The sequence below is a fragment of the Pseudomaricurvus hydrocarbonicus genome (assembly GCF_011602365.1).
GTDB lineage: Bacteria > Pseudomonadota > Gammaproteobacteria > Pseudomonadales > Cellvibrionaceae > Pseudomaricurvus > Pseudomaricurvus hydrocarbonicus.
Window position 1 is genome coordinate 108014 of record NZ_JAAONZ010000016.1, and the last position, 23301, is coordinate 131314.

Annotated in this window: 18 protein-coding genes; 10 read left to right on the forward strand and 8 right to left on the reverse strand. The window is 49.5% G+C overall.

What is annotated here, in order from left to right; all coding sequences use genetic code 11:
- The first annotated feature begins 158 nt into the window (after positions 1-158).
- The 5 genes from G8770_RS17780 to G8770_RS17800 all read left to right on the forward strand — a co-directional run bounded on the left by G8770_RS17780 (position 159) and on the right by G8770_RS17800 (position 7748).
- A complete protein-coding gene (locus tag G8770_RS17780; RefSeq protein ID WP_167189993.1) occupies positions 159-2324 on the forward strand; it encodes a TonB-dependent receptor domain-containing protein in 2166 nt (721 codons plus the stop codon).
- An 88-nt stretch (positions 2325-2412) separates the two neighbouring features.
- Positions 2413-4725: a glycoside hydrolase family 3 N-terminal domain-containing protein gene (locus tag G8770_RS17785; RefSeq protein WP_167189996.1), complete on the forward strand. Its 2313-nt coding sequence runs from the start codon at positions 2413-2415 to the stop codon at positions 4723-4725.
- A gap of 58 nt (positions 4726-4783) precedes the next feature.
- Positions 4784-5662, forward strand: a complete 879-nt coding sequence (locus G8770_RS17790) for a sugar phosphate isomerase/epimerase family protein (RefSeq protein WP_167189999.1) — start codon at positions 4784-4786, stop codon at positions 5660-5662.
- Between the two features lie 11 nt (positions 5663-5673).
- Positions 5674-6081, forward strand: coding sequence for a C-glycoside deglycosidase beta subunit domain-containing protein (locus G8770_RS17795; protein WP_167190002.1), 408 nt, complete (start codon positions 5674-5676; stop codon positions 6079-6081).
- 26 nt (positions 6082-6107) lie between these two features.
- Entirely contained in the window at positions 6108-7748 is a 1641-nt protein-coding gene (locus G8770_RS17800; RefSeq protein ID WP_167190005.1) for a family 43 glycosylhydrolase, read from the forward strand.
- A gap of 408 nt (positions 7749-8156) precedes the next feature.
- On the opposite strand, the gene G8770_RS17805 is transcribed toward G8770_RS17800, so the two are convergent.
- Positions 8157-9116, reverse strand: coding sequence for an IS30 family transposase (locus tag G8770_RS17805; RefSeq protein ID WP_167190008.1), 960 nt, complete (start codon positions 9114-9116; stop codon positions 8157-8159).
- Between the two features lie 86 nt (positions 9117-9202).
- On the opposite strand from G8770_RS17805, the gene G8770_RS24735 reads away from it, so the two are divergent.
- The gene (locus tag G8770_RS24735) at positions 9203-9379 is read left to right on the forward strand and encodes a DUF5597 domain-containing protein (RefSeq protein WP_167190011.1); all 177 of its coding nucleotides are present in this window, start codon (positions 9203-9205) and stop codon (positions 9377-9379) included.
- 288 nt (positions 9380-9667) lie between these two features.
- Here the strand turns inward: G8770_RS24735 and G8770_RS17815 are convergent, their stop codons facing one another.
- The gene (locus G8770_RS17815; protein WP_208022347.1) at positions 9668-10933 is read right to left on the reverse strand and encodes an FAD-dependent oxidoreductase; all 1266 of its coding nucleotides are present in this window, start codon (positions 10931-10933) and stop codon (positions 9668-9670) included.
- Positions 10934-11043: 110 nt separating this feature from the next.
- On the opposite strand from G8770_RS17815, the gene G8770_RS17820 reads away from it, so the two are divergent.
- Entirely contained in the window at positions 11044-12006 is a 963-nt protein-coding gene (locus G8770_RS17820) for an AraC family transcriptional regulator (protein WP_167190014.1), read from the forward strand.
- A 282-nt stretch (positions 12007-12288) separates the two neighbouring features.
- Positions 12289-13476: a lytic murein transglycosylase gene (locus G8770_RS17825; protein ID WP_167190017.1), complete on the forward strand. Its 1188-nt coding sequence runs from the start codon at positions 12289-12291 to the stop codon at positions 13474-13476.
- A 202-nt stretch (positions 13477-13678) separates the two neighbouring features.
- On the opposite strand, the gene G8770_RS17830 is transcribed toward G8770_RS17825, so the two are convergent.
- The 4 genes from G8770_RS17830 to G8770_RS17845 all read right to left on the reverse strand — a co-directional run bounded on the left by G8770_RS17830 (position 13679) and on the right by G8770_RS17845 (position 16761).
- A complete protein-coding gene (locus G8770_RS17830) occupies positions 13679-14521 on the reverse strand; it encodes an SDR family NAD(P)-dependent oxidoreductase (protein WP_167190020.1) in 843 nt (280 codons plus the stop codon).
- Between the two features lie 5 nt (positions 14522-14526).
- Positions 14527-14976 carry a nuclear transport factor 2 family protein gene (locus G8770_RS17835; RefSeq protein ID WP_167190023.1) on the reverse strand — a complete coding sequence of 150 codons (450 nt, stop codon included), beginning with the start codon at positions 14974-14976 and terminating at the stop codon, positions 14527-14529.
- A gap of 103 nt (positions 14977-15079) precedes the next feature.
- Positions 15080-16354 (reverse strand): cytochrome P450, encoded by a 1275-nt coding sequence (locus tag G8770_RS17840; RefSeq protein WP_167190026.1) that lies wholly within the window; start codon positions 16352-16354, stop codon positions 15080-15082.
- A gap of 89 nt (positions 16355-16443) precedes the next feature.
- Positions 16444-16761 (reverse strand): 2Fe-2S iron-sulfur cluster-binding protein, encoded by a 318-nt coding sequence (locus tag G8770_RS17845; RefSeq protein WP_167190029.1) that lies wholly within the window; start codon positions 16759-16761, stop codon positions 16444-16446.
- A 227-nt stretch (positions 16762-16988) separates the two neighbouring features.
- On the opposite strand from G8770_RS17845, the gene G8770_RS17850 reads away from it, so the two are divergent.
- Positions 16989-17561 (forward strand): TetR/AcrR family transcriptional regulator, encoded by a 573-nt coding sequence (locus G8770_RS17850; protein ID WP_167190032.1) that lies wholly within the window; start codon positions 16989-16991, stop codon positions 17559-17561.
- A gap of 256 nt (positions 17562-17817) precedes the next feature.
- Here the strand turns inward: G8770_RS17850 and G8770_RS17855 are convergent, their stop codons facing one another.
- Positions 17818-19647 (reverse strand): DUF3604 domain-containing protein, encoded by a 1830-nt coding sequence (locus tag G8770_RS17855; protein WP_167190035.1) that lies wholly within the window; start codon positions 19645-19647, stop codon positions 17818-17820.
- A gap of 785 nt (positions 19648-20432) precedes the next feature.
- On the opposite strand from G8770_RS17855, the gene G8770_RS17860 reads away from it, so the two are divergent.
- Positions 20433-20720 (forward strand): hypothetical protein, encoded by a 288-nt coding sequence (locus G8770_RS17860; RefSeq protein WP_208022348.1) that lies wholly within the window; start codon positions 20433-20435, stop codon positions 20718-20720.
- A gap of 284 nt (positions 20721-21004) precedes the next feature.
- Here the strand turns inward: G8770_RS17860 and G8770_RS17865 are convergent, their stop codons facing one another.
- Positions 21005-23116 (reverse strand): TonB-dependent receptor, encoded by a 2112-nt coding sequence (locus G8770_RS17865; protein WP_167190038.1) that lies wholly within the window; start codon positions 23114-23116, stop codon positions 21005-21007.
- Positions 23117-23301: the final 185 nt, after the last annotated feature.

Sequence of the window (23301 nt, forward strand, 5' to 3'; positions counted from 1 at the left end):
AAATTATCGCTCTAATATATTTAGATGGCTCCATGCCGTGCCATAATCAGTAAAAAGCACTGCGTCGGTTCTTCGCTGAACCCGCTGACACTCTATGTATCTGAGTGACGGCAGTTGAGCACTATAAAAATTCCTATCGGAGAGTTGAGATGACACCCGTGAGTACCTTTACCCGAAAAACATTACCCTGTTGTATATCCGCCGCCATGGCCTTAGCGTCGATGGATGGAATAGCTGAAAGCGGCTTCTCCCTTGAAGAAGTGATCGTTACGGCAAATCGTGTTGAAACCAGTGCACAGGACACTGCCGTGGCCTTAACCGCCTACACGGGCGAAAATCTTGTCGATTCGGGCATCAGCAATGTGGTTGCCTTGCAGGCCGTTGACCCAAGTGTCAACGTAAGTACCAGTAATGGCGCGGCATACATTGCCATGCGCGGTGTGGCCAGTACTGACGTTACCGAAATCGGTGACCCTTCTGTTCCCATTGCAAGAGACGGTTTTTTTACCAATCGCTCTTTCAATATTTTCTCCTCCATGTACGACGTACAGCGCATTGAAGTATTAAAAGGTCCTCAAGGCACTCTGTTTGGTCGTAACTCAACTGGCGGCCTGATCAACATCATCACCAACAAGCCTGGCCAGGAGTTTGAAGGACGGGTTTCATTGGATGTTGGCAACTACTCCTCTCGAAACATTGATGCCATGGTTAACGTCCCTGTTTCTGAAAAAGTCCAACTGCGTTTATCAGCAGTAGACCGTCAGCATGACGGGTATCGTGATATTGAGCCAATAGGACTGGAAGCAGACGATGAAAACAATTACTCGTGGCGTACCCAGATTGCGTTTCAGCCCACTGAAAATTTTGAGGGGTCGGTCTCTTATCAGAAAGACAATGTCGATCAAGTCGGTGATGCTCCTTTTAAGGGTACACTAGCCCAGGATATCGATATTGATGATATCGACACTGAACTTTATTCAGGCTATGCCCCCGTTGCGACTCACCTGGACAGCGAACGTACTCGTTGGGAATTTATCTATGCCGGCCTTCCGTGGGGTATGGAAGTGACATATTCAGGTGGTTATGACAAGCAAAGTTGGAAACATGATCTAGACGGTACTGACTCCGGTGATTTAGTGCCTGCACAATTCAAACAAAATGAAACCCCGGATACGGTAAATCATGAAATCCGATTTGCGACGGATCAGGATAAAGCGTTTACCGCCCAGTTCGGTTATTTTTACTTTAAAGAAGAAAACACCATTGACTCCGGTTTGCAAAAAATAGCGGGGCCTTATTCAGGTCGTTACCTGATCAAATTCGACTACGATGTAACCACCGAGTCCAATGCCTTTTTTGGTCAGGTAGGTTATCGCTTCAATGATCAGTTTAAAGTTACAGCCGGGGCTCGAAAAACCAAAGATGAAAAAACTCGCAATGGTCAGGGGGCGCTTGATCTTGAAGTCGCGAGCTCTGGTCACCTGCCACCAATTGTAATCGTAACCCCCGGTGATGGAGAAATCTCTCAATCCGAACCTACCTATCATGTGGGTCTAGAGTGGACCCCGACAAATGACACCTTAGTCTATGCAAAATATGATACCGGGTATAAATCTGGGGGTTTTAATTCAAATGGCTCCTCTGCTTCTGTGCCCTATGATCCGGAAAATATCAAATCCTGGGAAATAGGCACTAAGAACAATCTGTTTGATAACCGCCTTCAGCTAAATGCATCCCTTTACCGCATGGAATATGAAGGGTATCAAGCCTCGCAACAAACTGAAGTCATAGCTGGTGATAGTCAGGGCGTCTTTAATGTAGGTAGTGCCACCATTAATGGTTTAGAAACTCAAGCCATTCTTTTAGTGGGTGATTACGGTAAATTCGGTCTGGATGTGGCGTACATTGATGCGACATTTGATTCATTGGATGCACCCGTTGTGGATGGTGCCGGTGATATTGTCGATATATCAGGCAACGAACTTCCCAACGCTCCGGAATTGGCTTTTACCCTGAGTTATGAACAAGTATTTTCCCTTGGCGACGCGGGTGAAATTACGGCAAGAATTGATGGCAAGTATTCTTCCTCATTTTATTACGATGCTTTCAATAATGCCGACACCGAATCTCCATCCTATGCCGTGGGTAATCTCTCCATGAAATATGTCACTCCTGACGCCCAGTGGGAGATTCAAGGCTACGTTCGAAACTTTACTGATGAAGATATTTTATCGAAAGCAACACGAAATTATGTTGGCCACTGGAACGAATACCAATTCCAGCCACCGCGCACTTATGGTGTTAGAGTCAATTACAACTTTTGATAGATAAAATTTATTGTTTGTTCTCATTGCCCGGCTTTGTGCCGGGCTTTTTTGACTGGTAAACGTTCAATATATTGGGTAATTCCTCATGAGAGACATTTTTCAGTTGTCGCGCAGACGTTTTTTACAAAACTCGGCGATCGCTGCGGCTTTTGCTTCCGGTGTTAGTCGTGTAGAGGCTCAACAAGATATTATCAACGACAATTTTATTGATACATTGTTAGCTAAAATGACACTGGAGGAAAAGGCTGGTCAGTTGCATATGGAGGGAGTTTTAACCCCCAGGATGGTGCAACCAAATTTTCAAAAAATTAATCCATTCACACCCAACTTTACACCAGCGCAAGCGCAAAAATTACTCGATGAACAGCAACATCGAATCCGTCAGGGAGCCATTGGCTTCATGACGTCTCCGGAAGATGTGGACTCGGTAATACTCGCCCAGAAAACCGCTGTCGAGGAGACTCGGCTCAAGATTCCGCTCTTGTTTGGCGCCGATATTATACATGGCCATAAAACCGTGTTTCCGGTACCTATTGCTGAGGCTGCCAGTTTTGAACCTGATCTGGCTCGGCGTACTGCCCGGGCTGCGGCCAAAGAAGTGACTGCAGATCAAGGCATCGACATGACCTACGCCCCTATGGTTGATATTGCCCGAGACCAACGTTGGGGTCGTGTTGTCGAGGGCTCCGGTGAAGATGTATTGCTCGGCTCGCTGTTTGCTGAAGCCCGAGTTCGCGGCTTTCAAAATGACGATCCGGCTGCGCCGGATTCCCTGCTGGCTTGCGTTAAACACTTTGCAGCCTATGGCGCAGCCGAGTCTGGATTGGATTACGCCGGCAACGGTTTATCCGAGCGTGTGCTGCACGAAGTCTACCTTCCGCCTTTTGACGCAGCCTTTCGCGCAGGCGCCATAGTCACCATGGCTGCCTTTAATACAAATGATGGAGTACCCAGCACCGGGGACCCTCACCTGCTGACAGAAATTCTACGCCAACGCATGGGTTTTAATGGTGCTGTGCTATCAGACTTTCAAAGTGAAAAAGAATTGGTCAATCACGGTTACGCCAAGGACGACCGTGATGCGGCGCGCATGGCTTTGACCGCCGGCTGTGACATTGGCATGGTCAGTGGAATATATCCTCAATACTTGCCTGATCTGGTTCGTTCAGGCGAGCTGGATGTGCGATATCTGGATCAAGCGGTGCGGCGTGTATTGTACATAAAAAAGCAAGCGGGATTGTTCGATGATCCTTTCAGGCGTATCAACAAAACGACCTCAACATTAGCACCCATGTTGAAACAACATCGACAACTTGCTCGCGAAAGCGCCCAGAAGTCAGTAGTGATGTTAAAAAACGAACAATCACTTTTGCCCTTATCCAAGGCAGGGCAGCGCATCGCACTGATTGGTCCATTTGGTGAAGATACAGACAATCTCGATGGGGCCTGGTCACCTTTCGTCCCTGCGATCCCATCTGTTTCTCTAGTAGATGGAATTAAAAATGTCCTCTCGAACACATCGGATCTGACTATCGTTAAAGGATCAGAAATTACTACGGCTATTGACGGAGGAATACATGCAGCTGTTGTTGCTGCCCAACACTCAGATGTTGTCATTCTGGCCATCGGTGAGGCAGCCACGATGTCTGGCGAGTCCAGCTCCAGAACGAACATTGTAATTCCTGAAGCTCAGCAAGCACTGGCTGAAGCTGTTGCCGCTACTGGCACCCCGGTCATTGTTATTCTGCGCAATGGCCGGGCACTGGCTCTCAAAGGCGCGGTTAGAGATGCCAATGCCATTTTGGTCGGCTGGTATCTGGGGACGGCAACAGGTCCAGCTTTGACCGACATTCTGTTTGGTGACGTTGCTCCCTCGGGTCGCCTGCCGATGAGCTTCCCTCTGGAAAGCGGTCAACAACCGTATTACTACGCGCGTGAGTTGTCCGGGCGCCCGCCCGCTGCAGACTCTAAGCAACACTTCACGTCTCATTTCCTTGATATCCCGAACCAGCCTCTCTACCCGTTTGGCCATGGATTGAGCTATTCGGAGATTGAATATTCAACAACACACTGCAACAAAAACACGATCACAAAAGGTGAATCATTGCTCGTCAGTTGTTATCTCCAAAACCGTGGAGGAAGAACCGTTTTTGAAACAGCACAGCTCTATCTACATGACAACGCTGCCAGTGTCGTTCAACCGGTACGAAAAATGATTGACTTTACAAGAGTCAAACTTCTACCCGGTGAAAAGAAAAAAATTCAGTTTACGGTTGATTCATCAGCTCTATCTTTCCTGGACAGAAATTTAACAACCCGCCTGGAAGCAGGTGCGTTCACCGTCTGGATAGCACCTTCGGCCACAGCAGGCGAACCCGCTCAGTTCGAGCTGAAGTAGACGTTCCGAACTTGAGCGCGAATAAAATTCAACTCTATATATCTATGAGAAAATCACTATGACTACAAAAACTCATCAAGAGAAAAAACCTTATCGCGGGGTTTCTCTCTATTGTTATGCTGAAGAACTTGGTTTCACCATGACCATGGAAGATTGCTTTGCCGATATGTATGACATGGGTGCCACCGGCTTGGAGATTCTTGCCAATGGTCATATTGAAAACTACCCCAACCCTACCGATGAATGGCTCGAAAACTGGTTTTCACTGTTGAAAAAATACGAAATTGAACCCGTTGAATATGGCCATTGGGTTGATTCCCGCCTCGTACCCGGGCAACAGTTATCCACCAAAGATTCTTACGATATGCTGGTGAAGGATATCAAGCTTGCCAGTAAGCTCGGCTTTAGCGTGATGCGAACCAAACTGGGTGTTGTTGATGAAATACTGACGCCAGTGCCTAACTGGCAAGAGTTTATTGAAATGGCGCTGCCCGTAGCCGAAGAGTACAACGTAAAAATGTGCCCTGAATTACATCAGCCGACGCCGTTAAAATCGGCGATGGTCGACGAATATGTAGAATTTATTGAGCGCACAGGGACCAAGCACTTTGGCCTGAATATTGACTTTGGGGTTTTCCAAAGTCCCGAAGGACGACTCCAAATCCCAGGTGTCGACAACCCTCCATCGGCACCAGAAGATATGATTGCGTTGCTGCCTTACACCTACGCCTGTCACGCAAAATTCACTCATATGACCGAAGACTTTATCGACCCTACGCACCCCTATGATGAAATCATCAAAATTTTGATTCAGGAAAAGTGGGATGGCTGCTTATTGAGTGAATACGAGGGTGGCAATCGATCTGTACCTGGATACACATCCGATCAGTTACGCAAACAACACGTCATGATGCGCCGTTTATTGGGCGAGATTTAAGGAAGCTAATTATGTTAGAGCAATCAATTATCCAATTGCGCGGTTTTAGAAATATTCACGACGGTGGAAAAATTACCGGTTTTCAAATTCCTGTGCGCCTGAATTATTATCGGGGAATCTGGCTCTCCCAGCTCCGTCCCGCCCAGGTAACTGTCGATGGCCACACCTATACCGAAAATGAAATATGCTGGAACATTGGAGGCAATATTTACACACAACAAGAACTCTGCCATCGCTCTGATGTTCACTGGAACAACCTAGACGTGGCGACACTGATCATTAATAAAGACGGTGGGCTGATACCCGGTCTGCATGAGGTAGAGGTCTATTATCAGTTCAGTGCATCTTATCTCCCGCCTAGAATCGATCTGAATTTTTTCAGTCGGCCAGACAGTCGCAAGATGGTATTGGTTCGTTAACTCATTCATGATCACGGAGAAATAGTATGAGTCAATCTCGCCGTCACTTTATGAAGCTTGGGCTTGCCGGTGTGTCTTTGGCATCTTTACCCTCACATAGTGCATCAGCTGACCATAACAGTGATTGTGGCCTTAAAACGTCTTTGCCAGAAGTTGCTTGGGGCACGGGTTATGAGGGTCAGCGAATTGCGGATTTGGACAACGGTTCTTATTTGAACCCCATTTTATCTGGCGATTATCCCGACCCTACAATATTGCAAGACGGCGATGATTATTATATGACGCACTCTTCTTTTGAAGCGTCCCCGGGGTTGTTGATATGGCACTCAAAAGATTTGGTGAATTGGCGGCCTCTGGTCAACGCCCTGGAAAAGCCGTTGGGTATTGTATTTGCCGTAGATCTGGTAAAGCATAATGATCATTATTATCTCTACATCCCATTCATGAAGGCCCCCTGGTCTACTGAACTGAAAGATTTTGCCAATATTTATGTGATTCATGCCCCCAGTATTGAGGGCCCCTGGAGCGAACCCATTGATTTAGGGATTTATGGGTTGATTGATCCAGGTCATGCAGTAGGTGAAGACGGAAATCGCTACTTGTTTCTTTCGGGAGTTAACCGGGTTCAGCTAGCAGCTAATGGATTGTCTACCATAGGTTCTATAAATCATGTCTATGATGGCTGGCAGTACCCTTCCGATTGGATAACAGAAGCTTATGCCCTCGAAGGGCCCAAAATATTTAAAAGGGGTCAATGGTTCTACTTAATCAGCGCCGTTGGTGGTACGGCAGGACCCGCTACTGGGCATATGGTGATAGCTGCCCGAGCAAAATCAATAAACGGGCCTTGGCAAAATTGTCCACACAACCCCATCATTCGTACTGCAGATGAACGGGAATATTGGTGGTCTCGCGGGCATGCTACCTTTGTTATGGGGCCTAATGATCAATGGTATATGGTCTACCACGGTTATGAGAATGGGTTCCGAACATTGGGTCGGCAAACGCTGCTCGAACCTGTTGAGTGGAGCAGCGATGGCTGGCCGATCGCCATGGGCGGCGATTTATCGGTACCTCTTCCTCTGCCTGCAAGCAACAGCGGAATTAAGCATGGCATGAAGAAATCAGATGATTTCGACGAGCTAGCACTAGGTACTCGCTGGACACTGTTCAATGCAGACCCTAACGAGCCAAGTCGCGTCACTGTATCGAATAATCGATTGATGTTTAAAGCTCAGGGTGATGACCCTGGTAACAGCTCACCGTTGGTGGTCACTGTAGGAGATAAGTCCTATGAATGCTCTGTCACGATGACACTGGAGCCGGAATCTCAAGGTGGGCTTTTACTCTTTTACAACAACCGGCTCTTTTTGGGTATGGGCTGTGATGGGAAGAGGATGCACACCTACCGAGGCGGAAAGTTGAGTTATTGGCAAGAGCCCGTACCCAGCACTCGAAAAATCGAGCTAAAAATCCGCAACGAGAACAATATTGTCAGCTTTTACTATCGAGAACATGGAAAAGAATGGACACGACATATGATCAGGAGTGAGGTTTCCGGTTACAACGCTAACACAGCTGATGACCTTCAGGGACTAAAGCCCGCTTTATTTTCGGCAGGTGAAGGAACTGTCGAATTTTCAAATTTCAAATACAGGGCTATTTAATTGTTATTTTCTTGGTGTAATTGGCTACAGCACTTTTTAAAAAATTATTAGGTTCGCATATGAAAAACAATTCAATAATTTATTTTTTATTATTTTGTGGTATTAATTTAATTTTTTTATCATGCACCGTAAAATCATCTCCTCTACCAGAAATAAAGACAACTGGTTCAGTTCGGCAGTTATTCGTTAATGACAAGCCCTATATTATTTTAGGAGGTGAACTTCATAACTCTTCAGCCTCAAGCCTGGAATATATGAAAAATCATTGGGATCATTTGAAAGAATTGAATCTAAATACTATCTTAATTCCCGCATATTGGGAGCAGATCGAATCTAAAGAGGGTTTCTATGACTTCAGTCTGATTAAAAACCACGCGGATTCAAATCCGAAGTGCATCACCGGTTTATTCAAGCCGCCATTTCCATCCATCGCTGGTTTGGCGTCTTGTAACCTAAAGTTTTTCTTGGCCGAGTGTTTAGTCGCCTGACAGCTTTCCTGACTTCACATTGACCGACCAACTTTAAGTTGGTGCCTTTGGGAAAGTACTGTCGCAGAAGTCCATTTGAGTTTTCATTCAACCCCCTCTCCCAAGAACTGTAAGGGTGCGCAAAATACACTTCAGCATCAAGTGCTTTTGCAATTTTTTCATGCCCCGAGAACTCTTTGCCGTTGTCAGCGGTAATCGTATGTACATAGTTCTTATACGGCATCAACAGCGCTATCGTCGCTTTTGTCACCTCTGCTGCTGTTTTGTGGGCAACCTGTGCACACAATACCTTCTGAGTGGTGCGCTCCACAATCGTTACCAAAGCGCCCTGATGACCCTTGCCTATCATCGTGTCAATTTCCCAATCGCCAAGCCTGCCGCGATCGTCAACTATCGCAGGTCGTTCTTCTATGCCAACCCTATTTTTAATCTGGCCTCGGGTTGATTTACCATGCCGTCGTTTATCGTACTTCTTGCCTTGACGCCGCAGATGTTGGTAAAGGTCACCGCCAGCTTGCTTGTCATTCCAAACATGCAAGTAAATAGATTCGTGACTGATGGGCTTGCCGTGCGCCACCTTCAACCAACCGGATATTTGCTCAGGACTCCATTCCAGACGCAGCTTGCTTTCAATCAGTCTCACCATGGATACCGTCATCTTTGTCACTTTACAGGCCGCTTTGCGGCGTTCCGTGGCCGCTCTCTGAGCCTGCTTGTAGCGATATCCCCGATCTCCCGAGTTACGCGATAGCTCTCTACTGATAGTGGATTGATTGGTGCCAATTTCGTTAGCGATAGCTCGCTGGCTAAAACCGGTTTTCTTTAATGTGTAAATCTGGCATCGTTGCTCATAGGTTAGCTGTTGGTATTGTCTCTTCACTGCTTCATCTCTTGCCGGAGAAAAAGGGCGAGAGCTTACCTTCAGCTAGCCCCTTCTTCTACAGGTTGAGGTGATGCACTTCGGATTTGAATCCGCGAAATAATAATTCTACCCGAAAAGTTGAATATGACCGTATCGAAGAAGGTGTTTATCATAAAGGAAAATGGATGCCAGGAAGAATTCTCAATGGAGATGAAAGAATTTCACTTCTACCAGATAATGATTTTAAACTAATTAATATCAAACTTCTCGACATCAAGTAAATTCAAATTTTAAGGTAAATACTAAACCACCGCTATCTATCAAACATTTATTTCACACCAAACCTCTGTACTGTTATTATGCAGAGGTTTGATTAATCAGCATGGCACCACAGACTAATGTGTGCATAAGTTGTAAGAACTTTAAAAAAGTGGGTGACAAAAAACGTGTTATACACTCACAGAAACGTCCGACAAATTACTTCAGGCTCTGAAATTTGTCGGATAATAGGGTTTTAATTTTCGGTTTCTATGCCTGTCATTACTGATTTTAATTGAGTACTCATAAAATCATATATGTAACTCCTCTAGCGACAAACTCATCGCCTCCTGATCTTTGAGGTAATCCTTATGAATCATCTTTTCCAGCACAGACGTCTTATCAAACACCAGATCGCGCAGCTTTGCTAAAGGGTAAGGTAATTGATGGAATACATTGCCGAGCTTGCGTGCAAATTCCACATGATGATTCACGTACGCAACCCGCTGTGATTCGAACTCACTGAAGGACCGCTTAACGGACTCGACATCACTCAAGTCACAGCCTTGCAAGGCCTGCCCCAGAAAATAACCGTCTTCAATCGCCATGCCCATGCCATAGGCAGCGTAAGGCGACACCGGGTGAACGGCATCCCCCAGGCAGACCACACGCCCATTCGACCAGGAGCTCATCGAGGGTCGGTTATAGATATCCCAGCAAAAAATTTGTTTGTCGAAGTCAGTCACCTGTGGAAACCTGGGTAACGGATCGGCCCAATCACGCAGGATATTTTCAACATGGGTTTTCACACAGGCAGGTTCGGGGGCGTGTTCTTTTACGGGCTCAACAATCCACCACTCATAACCCGGCTTGCCATCCTGCAGCATGGGAAAATAACTGGCCTGATACTTGTGAGAGTGGGTGATAGCACCTTCATTGGGTGGAATATCAGGCACATCTGCCGCATCACACCAGGCCAGCCAAACCCGCAAACCGACATGAAACAAATCTGCCTTACCAAACGCCTGCTGTGACACACCAGAGCGAACACCGTCTGCGCCGATCACAATATCGGCTTCGACACTGCGTGCGTTGCTAAAATGGACAGTCACACCTTCTTCAGTCTCTTCATAAGACTGAAACTCATGGCTGGCAACCAGAGTTCCCTCAGGTAGCAACTCCATCATCCTGGCGAAAGCGTTGGAACGCAGCATCCCATAGTGCCAGCCCTTGATGCCAAATGACCGCTCGATTGACGGGTTAAACGGCAAGCGGGCTCGTACCTTGCCCTTATCGTTGCGAAATTCAGTCACCGTATAGGAGCCAAAATTATTCAGATCAACGCCGTAGTCTCGCAAAACGGCCAATACCGGTACACTCAACAGCACTGCCCCACCCAAGGGTTTCGGTTCAAGGTTGCGCTCGAAGATACGCACATCAAAACCTTGCTTGATTAAGGCCAGTGCTGCTGAAACCCCACCCGGCCCCGCCCCGACAATGGCCACACGTTTGCCTTTGCGCCATGAGGGCATTCCGCCCGCCAAATTACTGTCCGTTACATAATTATTATCTGTCATTGAGCACCTCGTTTTAATCTTTCACTTGATACGATTAGTGTAACGACTAACGAATGGACTAAATATGTTAATTAATCCATAATATCGGACAAATAGTCTTTGGTATTGTTATGGATTTGCTCAGCAGTGTATTGTCGGCCTTATCCATTGAATCCACCAGCATCTCTCGCTGGCGCTTGTCAGCGCCTTGGGCAGTGGATGTCAGAGAATTCTCTCCGGGTTATTGCCTCACCGTCGTTGCCGGAGGTTGCTGGATACTCACCGATCAAGAGGAGCCCATCTGGTTAAATGCGGGGGATACAATCCTGGTGCCCAGAGGTGGGGTCTGCCAGTTGTTGTCTGAACCCGGACTTCAGGCAACCCCCATTAATGAACTGCCCTGGACCGGGGACGAATATCGAGGCCTGGATGCCCGACACCGGCCCTCTTCGGCGCAACAGCTGATTTGGGGCGGCGACGGCAAGCCCTGCGATTTACTGGGATTGGCATTTACCTTCCAACGCAATCGCAGTGATTTTTTGTTGTCAACGCTGCCTGCCATCATTGTGTTAAACCGTGTTGACGGCAAACTTTTGCCCCTCACCGAAATGGCGATTGAAAGCTTGATTGATGACGATCAACCCGGGTATGTCGCGGTAGCGGCTCAGCTTGCCGAGTTTATTATCATCAGCCTGATTCGCTCAGTGATTTTGTCAGACACCAGCAATCAAACGGGTACCGGTTGGCTGCGTGGCCTACAGGACAGGCATATTCAACGCGCCTTGACGGCGATGCACGCTGATCCTCAGCGGGACTGGTCACTGCGGTCACTGGCACAAGAGGCCCACCTGTCGCGGTCGGCTTTTGCTGATCGCTTTCATCGACTGGTAGGCCAGCCACCCATGGAATATCTTCACGGCTGGCGAGTGCAGCTGGCTACTGACCTGTTGGCCAAAGGCCAGCTTGCTATTACGGAGATAGCCGGGCAACTGGGTTATCAATCCGACCGGGCTTTTCGTCGAGTTTTTAAGCAATTCCTGGGGGAGTCGCCATCGGCTTATCGCAAGCAATATCAGGGTAAAGAGCAAAATTAGTCGTTATCGCACGCCGCTCAACCGCCTTGTGTCGCCCACGCTACCACTACTCGCCCTGATCGCTACAAATCCAGATTTAATGCTAATCAATAATCTTAATTATAGACCCGTTAATTAAATCCATATTGCCATTATTTGTCTATTATTTGAGATCGACTGCTAACAAATGTGTAAAGCTCGGGAGATGAAATCACAGAATGCAAAATCGGATTAGAAGATCGGCCCTCAGAGGGATAAAATCAAGCTCTCAATTCATCCCTGTGTGGGAGTTATGTGCTCGTGATGAAAAGTAAGTTTTATGGTCGTTTGATTGCAGTTCTGGGGTTATCACTGATGGCGGGAGGTGCCCTGGCACAGACCGAAGCCTTTCCCCAGTGTATTCAGCGCTTGCAGGGTGAAGCCCGCGAACGGGGTTTCCCTGATCACCTGGTCGCAGTGCTTGGAGAGGTCAAGCCTCAGGAGCGTACCATCACCTACGACCGCAACCAGCCTGAGTTCGTCCAAACCTTCGCCGGTTATTACAACAAACGGGTGAATGACTTTCGCATAGACAAGGGCCGCAAGTTGCTCAGCGAGAACCGGGAATTTCTGGCGGAGCTGACACGACGTTATGGGGTGCCAGGACAGTATCTGGTGTCGTTTTGGGGTATGGAGAGTAATTTTGGTAATTTTATCGGCAAGATTCCCATTCTGGATACCCTCGCCACCCTCGCCTGCGACAATCGCCGCAGCACGTTTTTTACCGGTGAACTCTTCTCAGCCCTGGAGCTGATGCAGACCTACGAGTTTGAGGTTGGGGACATGGAAGGCTCATGGGCCGGGGCCATCGGCCAAACCCAGTTTATCCCCTCGGTCTACGTCAGATACGGTATCGATGGTGACGGTGACGGCAAAGTGGATTTGTGGCGCAGCGAGAAAGATGCGCTGGCGTCAGCGGCCAACTTCCTCCAGCAACTGGGCTGGACACCAGAACTGCGCTGGGGCCGTGAAGTCCATTTGCCCGATGATTTCCCCTACCATCATGCTGGCATCAATAATGTTCGACCCCTGAGTGAATGGAAACAACTGGGGGTTGCCAAAGCCGACGGCTCGCCTTTACCCAATGCTGATGTTAAGGCTGTACTGTTGGTCCCTATCGGTGCCGACGGCCCCAAGTTTCTGGCCTACGATAATTTTCATGTGATCATGAAATGGAACCGCTCGCAGTTTTACGCGCTTTCGGTCGGGGTGCTGGCGGACCGCATCAATGGTGCGGGGGGGTTACGCCAGCCTCTTCCGGACACCCCTCCCCTGACCCGTGATCAGATCGTGCAGATACAGACACAACTCAAAGCCCGAGGCTTTGATGCCGGCGAAGCGGATGGGCAACTGGGGCCACAAACCAACAGCGCCATCCGTGACTTTCAAAAAAGCCAGAATCTACAGGCCGATGGTTTTGCCGATATGGAGCTTTTCCAGTCGCTGAACTGAGATGGCCGTTTGGATGGCCATTCCGTATCACGGACACAGTCGTCGCTACTTCGCCTGTAACGACGTTACAGGCATCTTTTTTGCTGTTGGTACAACCCCGGTGAGGAACCCCGAGATTAAACCCATACAGTGAAAACAGATGCCCGTTTAGGCCTGCAGAAATATCTCAAAGTGATCCAGCGCATACCTACAATCACAACGGTCAATCCACCTGCCCCCGATCGTGGGCGTGCAAAAGTTGCTCGAAGATCGCTACCAGACTGTCTCGGTACTCACCATGGGTAATGATGTAGCGCTGGTTGGCCGCCAGATCTTCCACCAAATGCCGGGTGGCGTACTCAACCGTCGCGACCTGGTCTGCCGAGGTCATGTTGCGGCTCGCCAGCATCACATCGATGTCCTCTCGGCACACTTCGGTCTTGCCAAGCTCTGATGGTCTGGCTTGAATGCTGCTTTCGAGATGGCGGGTTATCATGCCCGACGGTAACATGATCGACACACCAATGCCCTCGTCCGCCAGTTCCATCCGCAGGGTCTCGCCATACCCCATCACCGCGTACTTACTGGTGGTGTACGCCCCCATCCTCACACCCGGGGTCAATGACGCAGACGATGCGGTGATGACTATATGGCGGTGGCCCGCAATCTGGCGCAGCAGCGGCAGAAAGGCGTTAACCGTATGCACGACCCCCATCACGTTAACCCCCAGCACCCACTGCCAATCCTGCTCGGTCAGTCGATCCAGGGCGCCAAACTGTTGCACACCGACATTGGCACAGACCACGGTACAGCCACCAAACATTTCCTGTGTCGCCTTGGCAGCCGCGGCCAAAGAATGTTGATCGGCGACGTCCACAGCCATGGCAATGGCACTGCCTCCCCCATCACGGATCCGCTGAGCGGTAGCTTCAGCTGTGACACCATCGATATCCAATGCCACGATGGACATTCCCTCTGCCGCAAATCGCTCGACCATGCCCGCCCCGAGACCGGATCCAGCGCCCGTCACAACCGCGACCCCGCCGCTAAAATAATTCTCTGCCATGTCCGTCACTCCTCGCGGTTCGGGTGCACATCCAGAAACAGCCGTGTCAGCTGTTGGCGCTGGATGCGCCAACGGCCATCGGCGCAGCGAACATAATGTTCATGATAGTGACCATATCCCGTAAAGCCCGGATTGCCCTTGTGTTGCGTCTGTTCGGCTGACCATACAATACGGTCCTGCATGGCCCAGATGACATCGGCGCTGTCGCCGTGAAATGTAATTTCAGGCGAATGCACCTGGTGTGCTGTGTTGGCCGCTTCGACCGAGCTGCGAATACTGGAGATCGCCTCTGCACGTCCGTGAATGGTATAGCCGCCCGCCGGGGCGGTATCGAGCAATAAGTCTTCGGTGAAGACATCGGTAAACTCTTCCCAGTTCTTACTATCGAGGGCCCGGCAATAGCGCGCCTTGGTTTCACAAATGTCTAAATAATCACTAAAACTAAGCACCGTCATTTTCTTCACCTGCTAACTCCCAGATTTAATTCGCGTTACAAAACCGGGTAAATCAGAAATACAAGGGGCTCACACACTGAACCCCAACCCTGAGCCTGTTTTTTTAGGCGGGCACCAAATCGACGTGGAGATTCGCTAATCCGCGAATGATATAACTCGGTTCGTAATTCAATGTTCGATTGCCGGGCGTGCCGTGCTTGTCCTCATTCAACGCAATGTGCGCAGTCTGCTTGAGAAAATGCTCCAGAATCACCGCCACTTCCGCTTTCGCCAGAGGGGCACCGGCACAGGTGTGCGAGCCTCGACCAAAGGCCAGATGCTCACGGATACGAGGTCGTTTAAGCTGAAATTCGTTCGGATGTTCCCAGCGCCGAGGATCCCGATTGGCGGCAGCCAGTCCTACCACAATTCGCTTTCCGGCAGGCACAGAAACGCCTCCAATTTTGGTGTCCCTGACAGCCAGTCGGAAGGTTGCCTTGGTCGAGCCTTCCAGGCGCAGAACCTCCTCCAGAAAATCCGGGATCAAACCGGGATCAGCCCGCAGTGTATCCTGCAACCCAGGGGTTTCAGTGATAAAACGCGTTGCGTTACTGAGCAATTTCGCACTGGTATCCTGGCCGGCGCCAAACATGAACGTCGACAGTTTCACCAACTCGATCAAATCCGGCAGAGACCCATCCGGGTAGGTAAATTCTGCCAGCTCGCTCAGCACATCCACACCGGGATTTTCACGTCGCGCCTGCAGGTAGCCAAAGAAGAACATGCCCATATATTCCAGCGGCGACGGACCTTCCGTTTGCGTGCTCTCCATATCACCCGGCGGGGGGGCCGAGTCAATCACTTCTCTAAACTTATCCCTGTCCTCGGACGGCACCCCGAGCAGATCGGCAATCACCATGGTGACATAGGGCGTGGCAATTTCGTTGACCATTTCACAGCGACCCTTTGCAACCGCGGCTTTCACTAACATCTCCGAGTAACTGAGCATAAACTCCTTGTTGGCTTTCAGGCGACTGGGCGTAAATAACCGGTTTACGATGGAGCGCACTTTCGAATGCAGTTCACCGTCATAGGTGACCACCAGACCGTAGGGGTCCATTTCCGCACGGTGCGCTTCAATCTGCTCAGAAATATCTTCACCCTCAGGCTCAAACGGCAAAGGTTGAGCCGCCCCGGATGTGCTGATCGCGGAGGAAAAATCCCGGTTGTTTCTCAACACCTCAATGCATTCATCATAACCACTGACAAACAGGGCGTCGTGTGTCTGCATTTGATACACGGGCCCCTGGGCCCGGATTTCTTCAAAATATTCATAGGGGTTTAACAGCACCGATAAATCGGTAAAGTAATCTCGTTCCACAAAGTTTCTGCCACTCATGTTCCATTCTCCCATCGCGTCTTTACTATCAGAAGACCAACCAGCTGCACATTCAATTTACGCTCGATACTTCACCATCATCGCAAGCGTTAATCTTCTTCTGCCACTGTCACTCTCAGGTTGTGATGTTCATTGGTGAGACGTATTTGACAGGAAAGCCGCGAATACTCATTGAAATGCTCCGAGCCTTCCAGCAGGAATTGTTCATCTTCAGACATTGGTGACAACATCGATACAGACGCAGGATCGATGTGCACATGACAGGTGGCACAGGAACATACCCCGCCACAAATGGCCAATAACTCATCGACTCCGCCATCACTCATGGCCTGCATGAGGGTCGCCCCTTCCATAAATTCAATGATGCTATGTTCACCGTCTCTTTTGGTCACAATGACTTCGGGCATGTGCAGCTCCTGATTATTTTTATGTCGTTACATTTTAGTGTGGATAAATACTGTGGCAGCCAATAAGCGGGGACGAAGGTCATGCGCTCCTTTACTGTGATACTGTGTGTATCATATAATTTTGCAACCTGATGTCAACGACGAATTGACGAGGTCGCTGAAAATAAAAACTTACATTTATTGTTCACGCCGTATAATGCGAAAAACCACACCACTTCCAGACCGCCATGACACCAAAAACCGACCCCCATACACAGCCGAAAGAAGATGCAAGAAAGACCCGCTCACGGGAAGCCATCGATGCCGCCTTTTTAAGGCTGCTGGAACACAAATCCCTGGATCAGATTTCCGTGAGAGAAATTGCTCAGGAAGCCGGCATCGGCCATGCCACGTTTTATCGCCATTACACCACCAAAGAAGAACTTTTGGACGTTTTGGCCGCTGATGAAATCCAACGGATGGTCGATTTATCCCTTCCGTTGATGCAAGCTGAAGACACCATGGAATCCTGCCTCGCCCAGTGTCGGTATATCGATAAACACCGAACGCTATGGACCACACTGCTAACAGGAGGTGCCGCGTCAACCGTCAAGGAAGAGTTATTAAGAATTGCTCGCGAAGTGGCCTCACAGGCCCCCATACCTGCCGGTGCGCATTTACCCAGAGAACTTTCTACCATCCTGACCGTTACCGCCATGATTGAAACCATCTCCTGGTGGCTGCAACAGAAAAAACCTCTAGCCGTGAATAAAATCGCCAGGTACATCCATCAAATCATCACTGCCAATGCCTTTGTGTAAATTCCTTGCAAAAACTCCCTCCCCTACCCTGAGACAACATGATGGGCTGTTAAATCAGGTGTCTATGTTGTGCTTGCCATGTGGACGCTAATTTAATGGGTGTATTTGATTACTGTTAGCGCCAGTGCGAATACTGGCCTGTATCTGAAACGCAAAAAAAACGGCGCCCCCTAACCAGGAGTGCCGTTTTCGTCGCTTGCGAGGTCTGTGGATTAAAGCAGCAGTATTAGCACTAAGTCATTCCAGATTAAACTCGCTAGGGTGTATACCAGATGGGTGAAGTCCAGGCTCTTTCCTGAATGCTCACTGGCAAATCCTTTGGTCTTTCGAGCCCATGGCGTACCGCATCGTAGGTAGACCAGCGCGGTGTTGGAATTTGCAGTACGCGGGCGTAGTAGACCGCCGGCAGAGAAGCGTCGAACTCAGGATCGCTCCAGGAGACGCTCAATTGAGTATCGCCAATGGAATTCGAATAGCTGGCGTCGGCTTCATTCACGGTATTGCCCACCAGAGGAATCTTGCCTTCAGGGCCGGGTTTACGGTCATCCGACAGCGCAACGTCATAGATTTTGGACTGCTCTTTACCGCTCTTATCAACCCAACCTTTTATGATCTGGATGCGATCGAGGTTCGCACCGTCTGCTTCCTTGACCGCGTATACAATAAAGGTGGGCACCTGATCTTTTGGTGCCGACGCCAGCTCACCGCCCATGGGCACTCCATCGGTATAGGCTTTCCTCAAAGCGCTGTCGTCACCGAGCGTCGCCATATTCAGTCCAAACCCACCGAAGAAACGCACCTTGAGCCGCGGCCCCGAGGTTGCAAACGTTTCCTTGCGCTTTATCGCCTCAAAGATGCCGTCACGGGTGTTGGTCACTGCCCATACCCCCGCCACCCCGCCGGAACTGAATTGTCTCACCTGGCGTGCGGCCTCAGGCGGTGTACCGGGAGGCCCCTGTAGGCGATGTTTGGGGTCGTTTTCGAAACCGAATTTGCCGGTGTAGTTGTCCTCTTCGATCGTCGATGCGGAGTTGTGGGTGTCGGAATCGCCGATGAAGCCATACTTAAAAGGATTGCCCTTGCCTTGGCTTTCGAGTGTCAGACCGCGAATGAGCGCCTCGCGGACATAACCGCCTCGTTTATGTTCCGGGGCTGTCGCGGTTGGCGCGAGGGTGTAATCCCAGAGCTCAAAGTCGCCGAACTCATCATTAGGGAACAGACTCGGGTGGGTTTCCGAAGTGCCCTTGATTTGGGTAATCTCATACACCGGTTCATTGCGCATGCGCGCAGCGGCGTAATCGGTGTTCAGCTCGCTGCCGCCAAAGGACCGTCCAACCGGGAACATAATACCGTCACTGGCGTTGCCGTTGTGCGGGACGGCCAGCAGGTCGTTACCCGCTGAACGCTGCTGATCCATCCAGCGCCAGAGGTCTTCGGGCTTGCTCGAATCCAGAGCGCTGAACGGCACGGCGGGGACGCGCTCACTGTCTCGAAAAATAACCACCCGGTGAATGTTTCTCCAGTCCGGTGCCGAAGTCCATTCGTAACCGGCCATGGTGGTAAACTTGCCGGGCTTATAATGACTGTCGGCAATTTCGACCACTTTCGACCAGACGGTTTTGGCCAGCTCGGGATCCCCAAGAATCGGATCCACGTTGGGCGGCACGCTGTACATGCCCTTACTGATCGTCCCGTAGGCGTCAAAGGATTTCTTTGCATCATCGCCCGTGACATCGGCGGCCAGTGGGTGTTTGCTCACCGGGCTGTCGGGATCCGCCATCAACGGCAGAGCCCCCAGATATTCCGCATGATCGGAGACAATATACCAGTCGAGCGGCGCCTTGATTTGCAGTGGCGTACCATCGCCACCACCGGGGATCGCCTCGCCCTTGGCCCAGCGGTAGGCGTCGTCTGGCGTGTTCACCGAGCCATTGATGTAGCCGTCGAACGACCAGCTGGTATGCACATGGAGATTACCAAAATAGGCTTCCCGATTTGGATGCAGCGGGGCATCTTCAGCGAACGCAGTTAAACAGGGGGCCATCAGTATGGCTGTGAATAGTGTGTTCAGTTGATGTTTTTTCATAGTAGAGATTCCTTTCCGGGCCTCTGCGAGATGGTTTAGTGGTTCGTTAATGACCAACACTTTCAACAGCCCGCTATCTCTGTTGATGACTGGATCAGATGAAACTGTTGGCTCAGCCTCTCTGTGCTGAATATTGGGCATCGGTTGCTTTGCCGTTCAAAGCTAACGTTAATTTCACTATAAAACGAGGGTTCGTTATGTAAAACGATTGTGTGACTTTTCAATGGTATAACTATTCACTAGCCTAGTACACTTGGTAATAATGTAGAAACAAACACTAAACGCCCAGTATAGACTATCCGTTTCTATTATTTAAAAAATCGGTCTGCGGCTAATATGGCATGTATATTAGTGTTGTTGTATGTATTTTCAGAGTACAACTCTTTCCGAATACACAATAATAAAACTGAATGTGAGAAAGCAGAGAGTCTGGTTTAAAAAGACAAAGAGTCTGCGCATGATTCATCAATGTGATAGCGGTACTCGTGAGGAAAAGAAACCATTATTTTGATGAGATGTTGCAACTGATCTGCGGGGATGTATCCGGACACTTGTCTTACTAACACCAGATTGAAAGACACCTATTTTCCCAAGCTATCATTTCGCTCCGAAGAGACGTAAATAATTGGTTAACGTGAAGCTCATTGAGTGTTTTAACGTTGCTTCAGAAAGAGACTACACCCTTATTCCACACTGACCTTTTATTGATATACATCAGAGAACTCCCTTTACCGATGTTTATACTGAGCCTCTTTTACTGCGCTTCCCTGAGGAGAAATAAGGCAATGCTTTTCAAAAAAATGGCCGGTACCGCGGCTGTGTTTGTGTTTGCCGATCAACACGCCAATACACCGGTAGAACGGCAAGGCATGATGTGGAACGAAGAAGAGCTGCATTTGCATACCATCCCCAGCCAGTTGACCTCCAAACCGGCGATGGCCACCAATCTGGCGCTGGAAGGGCTGGAATCCTACGACCCGCCCAACCACGGCGACCTGCGTCGAGTAGAAGCACTGGATACGGATTTTGTCTACATCAAACCCATTCTGGGCTGGGTGGAATTGGCCACCTGAAAGTCAGCAAGGCCTTGAGCGGGCTGGGGAGTTTGTGACAAACCTTCAAAGAAGCAAACGCCGTTACGGTTTCACGGTCGATATCTGGTTTCAGAAAATTTTTGAATGACGCCTGTAAATAACGGCGTACAACTGACGTTTGCTTTAGATTAGGCAGAAGAACGAGGTAAATGATCCTTTAAAACGCCTGCCCTGTAGGCAAGTTTGAAGCAGATAAAAAAAGCTGCCACAGTGTTTCGGGCAGCTTTCTAATGACACCTTTACACAGACTTCGGATGCGTGCGCTAAAAGGCTTTTTCCCAGCCCAGACTGACTGCACGGCCACGGCCGGCAAAGTAAGTACTGTCGTTTACATAAGTCAGTGTCTGTGAGTAATAGGTGATGTACTCTTCGTTCAGCAGGTTTTCGATACCGAGGGTAAATTTACCGAGCTCTTCATCCCGGAATGACACCAGGGCGTCCAACAAATCATAACCTTCAAAATCGTGCTGGGGTAAACCGCCATCAAAATCGCGATCCAGCAATCTTGAAAATTGCAGGCGGCCGTACCAATCGGTTGCGAAAGGCGCTTCGACGTACAGATTAATACGATCCGGGGCGATGTTGCGACCATCCAGATCTTTATCGACAGCCCCATCCCCATCACTGTCAAAGCGTCCATCCAGCTGACTGTAACCCAAACCGGTTGCAATGCCTGAATCAAATCGGTAGCTGGCAGTAATCTCCAGACCTTCAATTTCCGTTTTCTGACGGGTCAGTTCTCCAATACCGTCGACCACCAAAATGCGTGAACCCAGATCGGAATCGGACCAGAAATAACTGGCGGCCAGATCCAGCCCACCGCGACGGAAGTTTGCACCGACTTCAATGTTATCCGCCACTACGGGTTGCAAATCGATCAGCGAATCGATGGATTGATCGGCCGTATTGACGCCCCGCAAGATCAGCCCCGCATCCGGCATGGTGAAGCCTTCGGCATAGGAGGCAAACAATGTGAGCTCTTCTGTCAGATCAAACACAACACCAAAGTTACCCAACAACTCTTCGAAGGAAGGCTCGCCACCCGCCACAGACGTACTGTTGGCTCCGGCAACGGTGGTGAAATCCGGCACTTCCAGTTCAACATTTTCAAAACGGGCTCCCATGGAGATCCGCAGCCGGTCATCGACCAGGCGCTGCTCCAGCTGCACAAACGGGGCCCAGCCTTTGTAAATCATTTCAGGAACCCAAATACGACCGGTTTGAGCCAGTTCCTGATAGGTTTTATCGTGCAGATAATCAAGTCCTGCCGCGACCTGCAGCCCTTCCCAGAAGGTGTTGTCACGTACATAGGTTAGCTTGGTGCCGTATTTTTCTGAGCTGAGAGCGGACTGATCAAACAAAGTGCCATTCGCGGCAATGCTGGGGTCCTGAAATGCGGGAAAGGTGCCGCCACCATAGAGCGCATAAAAATCGTAATAAAAACCCTGCAGGGTGAGTTCACCGTCCAACAGGTTGCTGTGACTATAGGTCATTGTGACATTGGTGGCTTTATTATAGGTGGGGTCGCCGTCTTCCTGGCCGCTTTCGGACGTCGCCGGAATGCCCGCCAACATATCACCAGTAACAACCCGATAATCGCCGTCGCCTTCCAGTTTGAAATAGTTGCCCGTCGCCTCGAGTCGCTGGTCTTCATCCAGGTCCAGGCCGCCTTTAAGAAATACATTCCAGCTGCGGCTGTCCATGGTGTCGCCCTGGATGGGATCTATCGCTACTGGATCACCGTTACCATCGTGGTACAAATCCTGAACATCGTGCGCCACACCAAGCACAATATCCTTGTTGTCCACTTTTTTACCGACAATGCCTGCCACCCGGTAATGCAAACCATCATCTTCAAAATTGTCCGTGGTCAATTTGGCCGAAAACTTTTGCAACAGATCACCATTCTCTGGCGCATCCAGTGTGACGTAGTTAATAACCCCACCCGTTGCTCCTACTCCTTGAATGGCATTTGCGCCGTAAATCACTTCAACGCGCTCAATAAACGCCGGATCCACCGTATAGCCACTTCTCTCGCCGTTGCGCAGCGGCGTCGATTGAGGGACACCGTCGGACATGTACAGAGGCGTCCTGCCGCGCAAGGTTACACCATTGCTGGTCATTTTTTGATGAGCCGGTGTCAGACTTGGCACCATAAAGCTCAGACCATCAAGAAGGCTGGTATTGAGCGCCAGTTGCGCCTCCAGAGCATCTCGATCAATGATTTTGACCGTATTGGGAATGGCGGTGATCGGCTTGTTAGTTCGGCTGGCCGAGACAACGACTTCCTCTATCGTGTTGCCTGCAGATACACCAACTGCCGTTAACGCGTTACAAGCTAACAGGATACAGGTCGAGTATTTAATGGATTCCATGGTTAATCTAACGTCCTCTCTCTATTGTTTATTGGCTGTGGGGCCAAAATCGACCGAAACTTTAAAGCAAATGATTGTGATTATCAATAACAGAATAAATTAGATGGGTGGATCAGGTGACAGGTGACAGGTGACAGGTGACAGGTGACAGGTGACAGGTGACAGGTGACAGGTGACAGGTGACA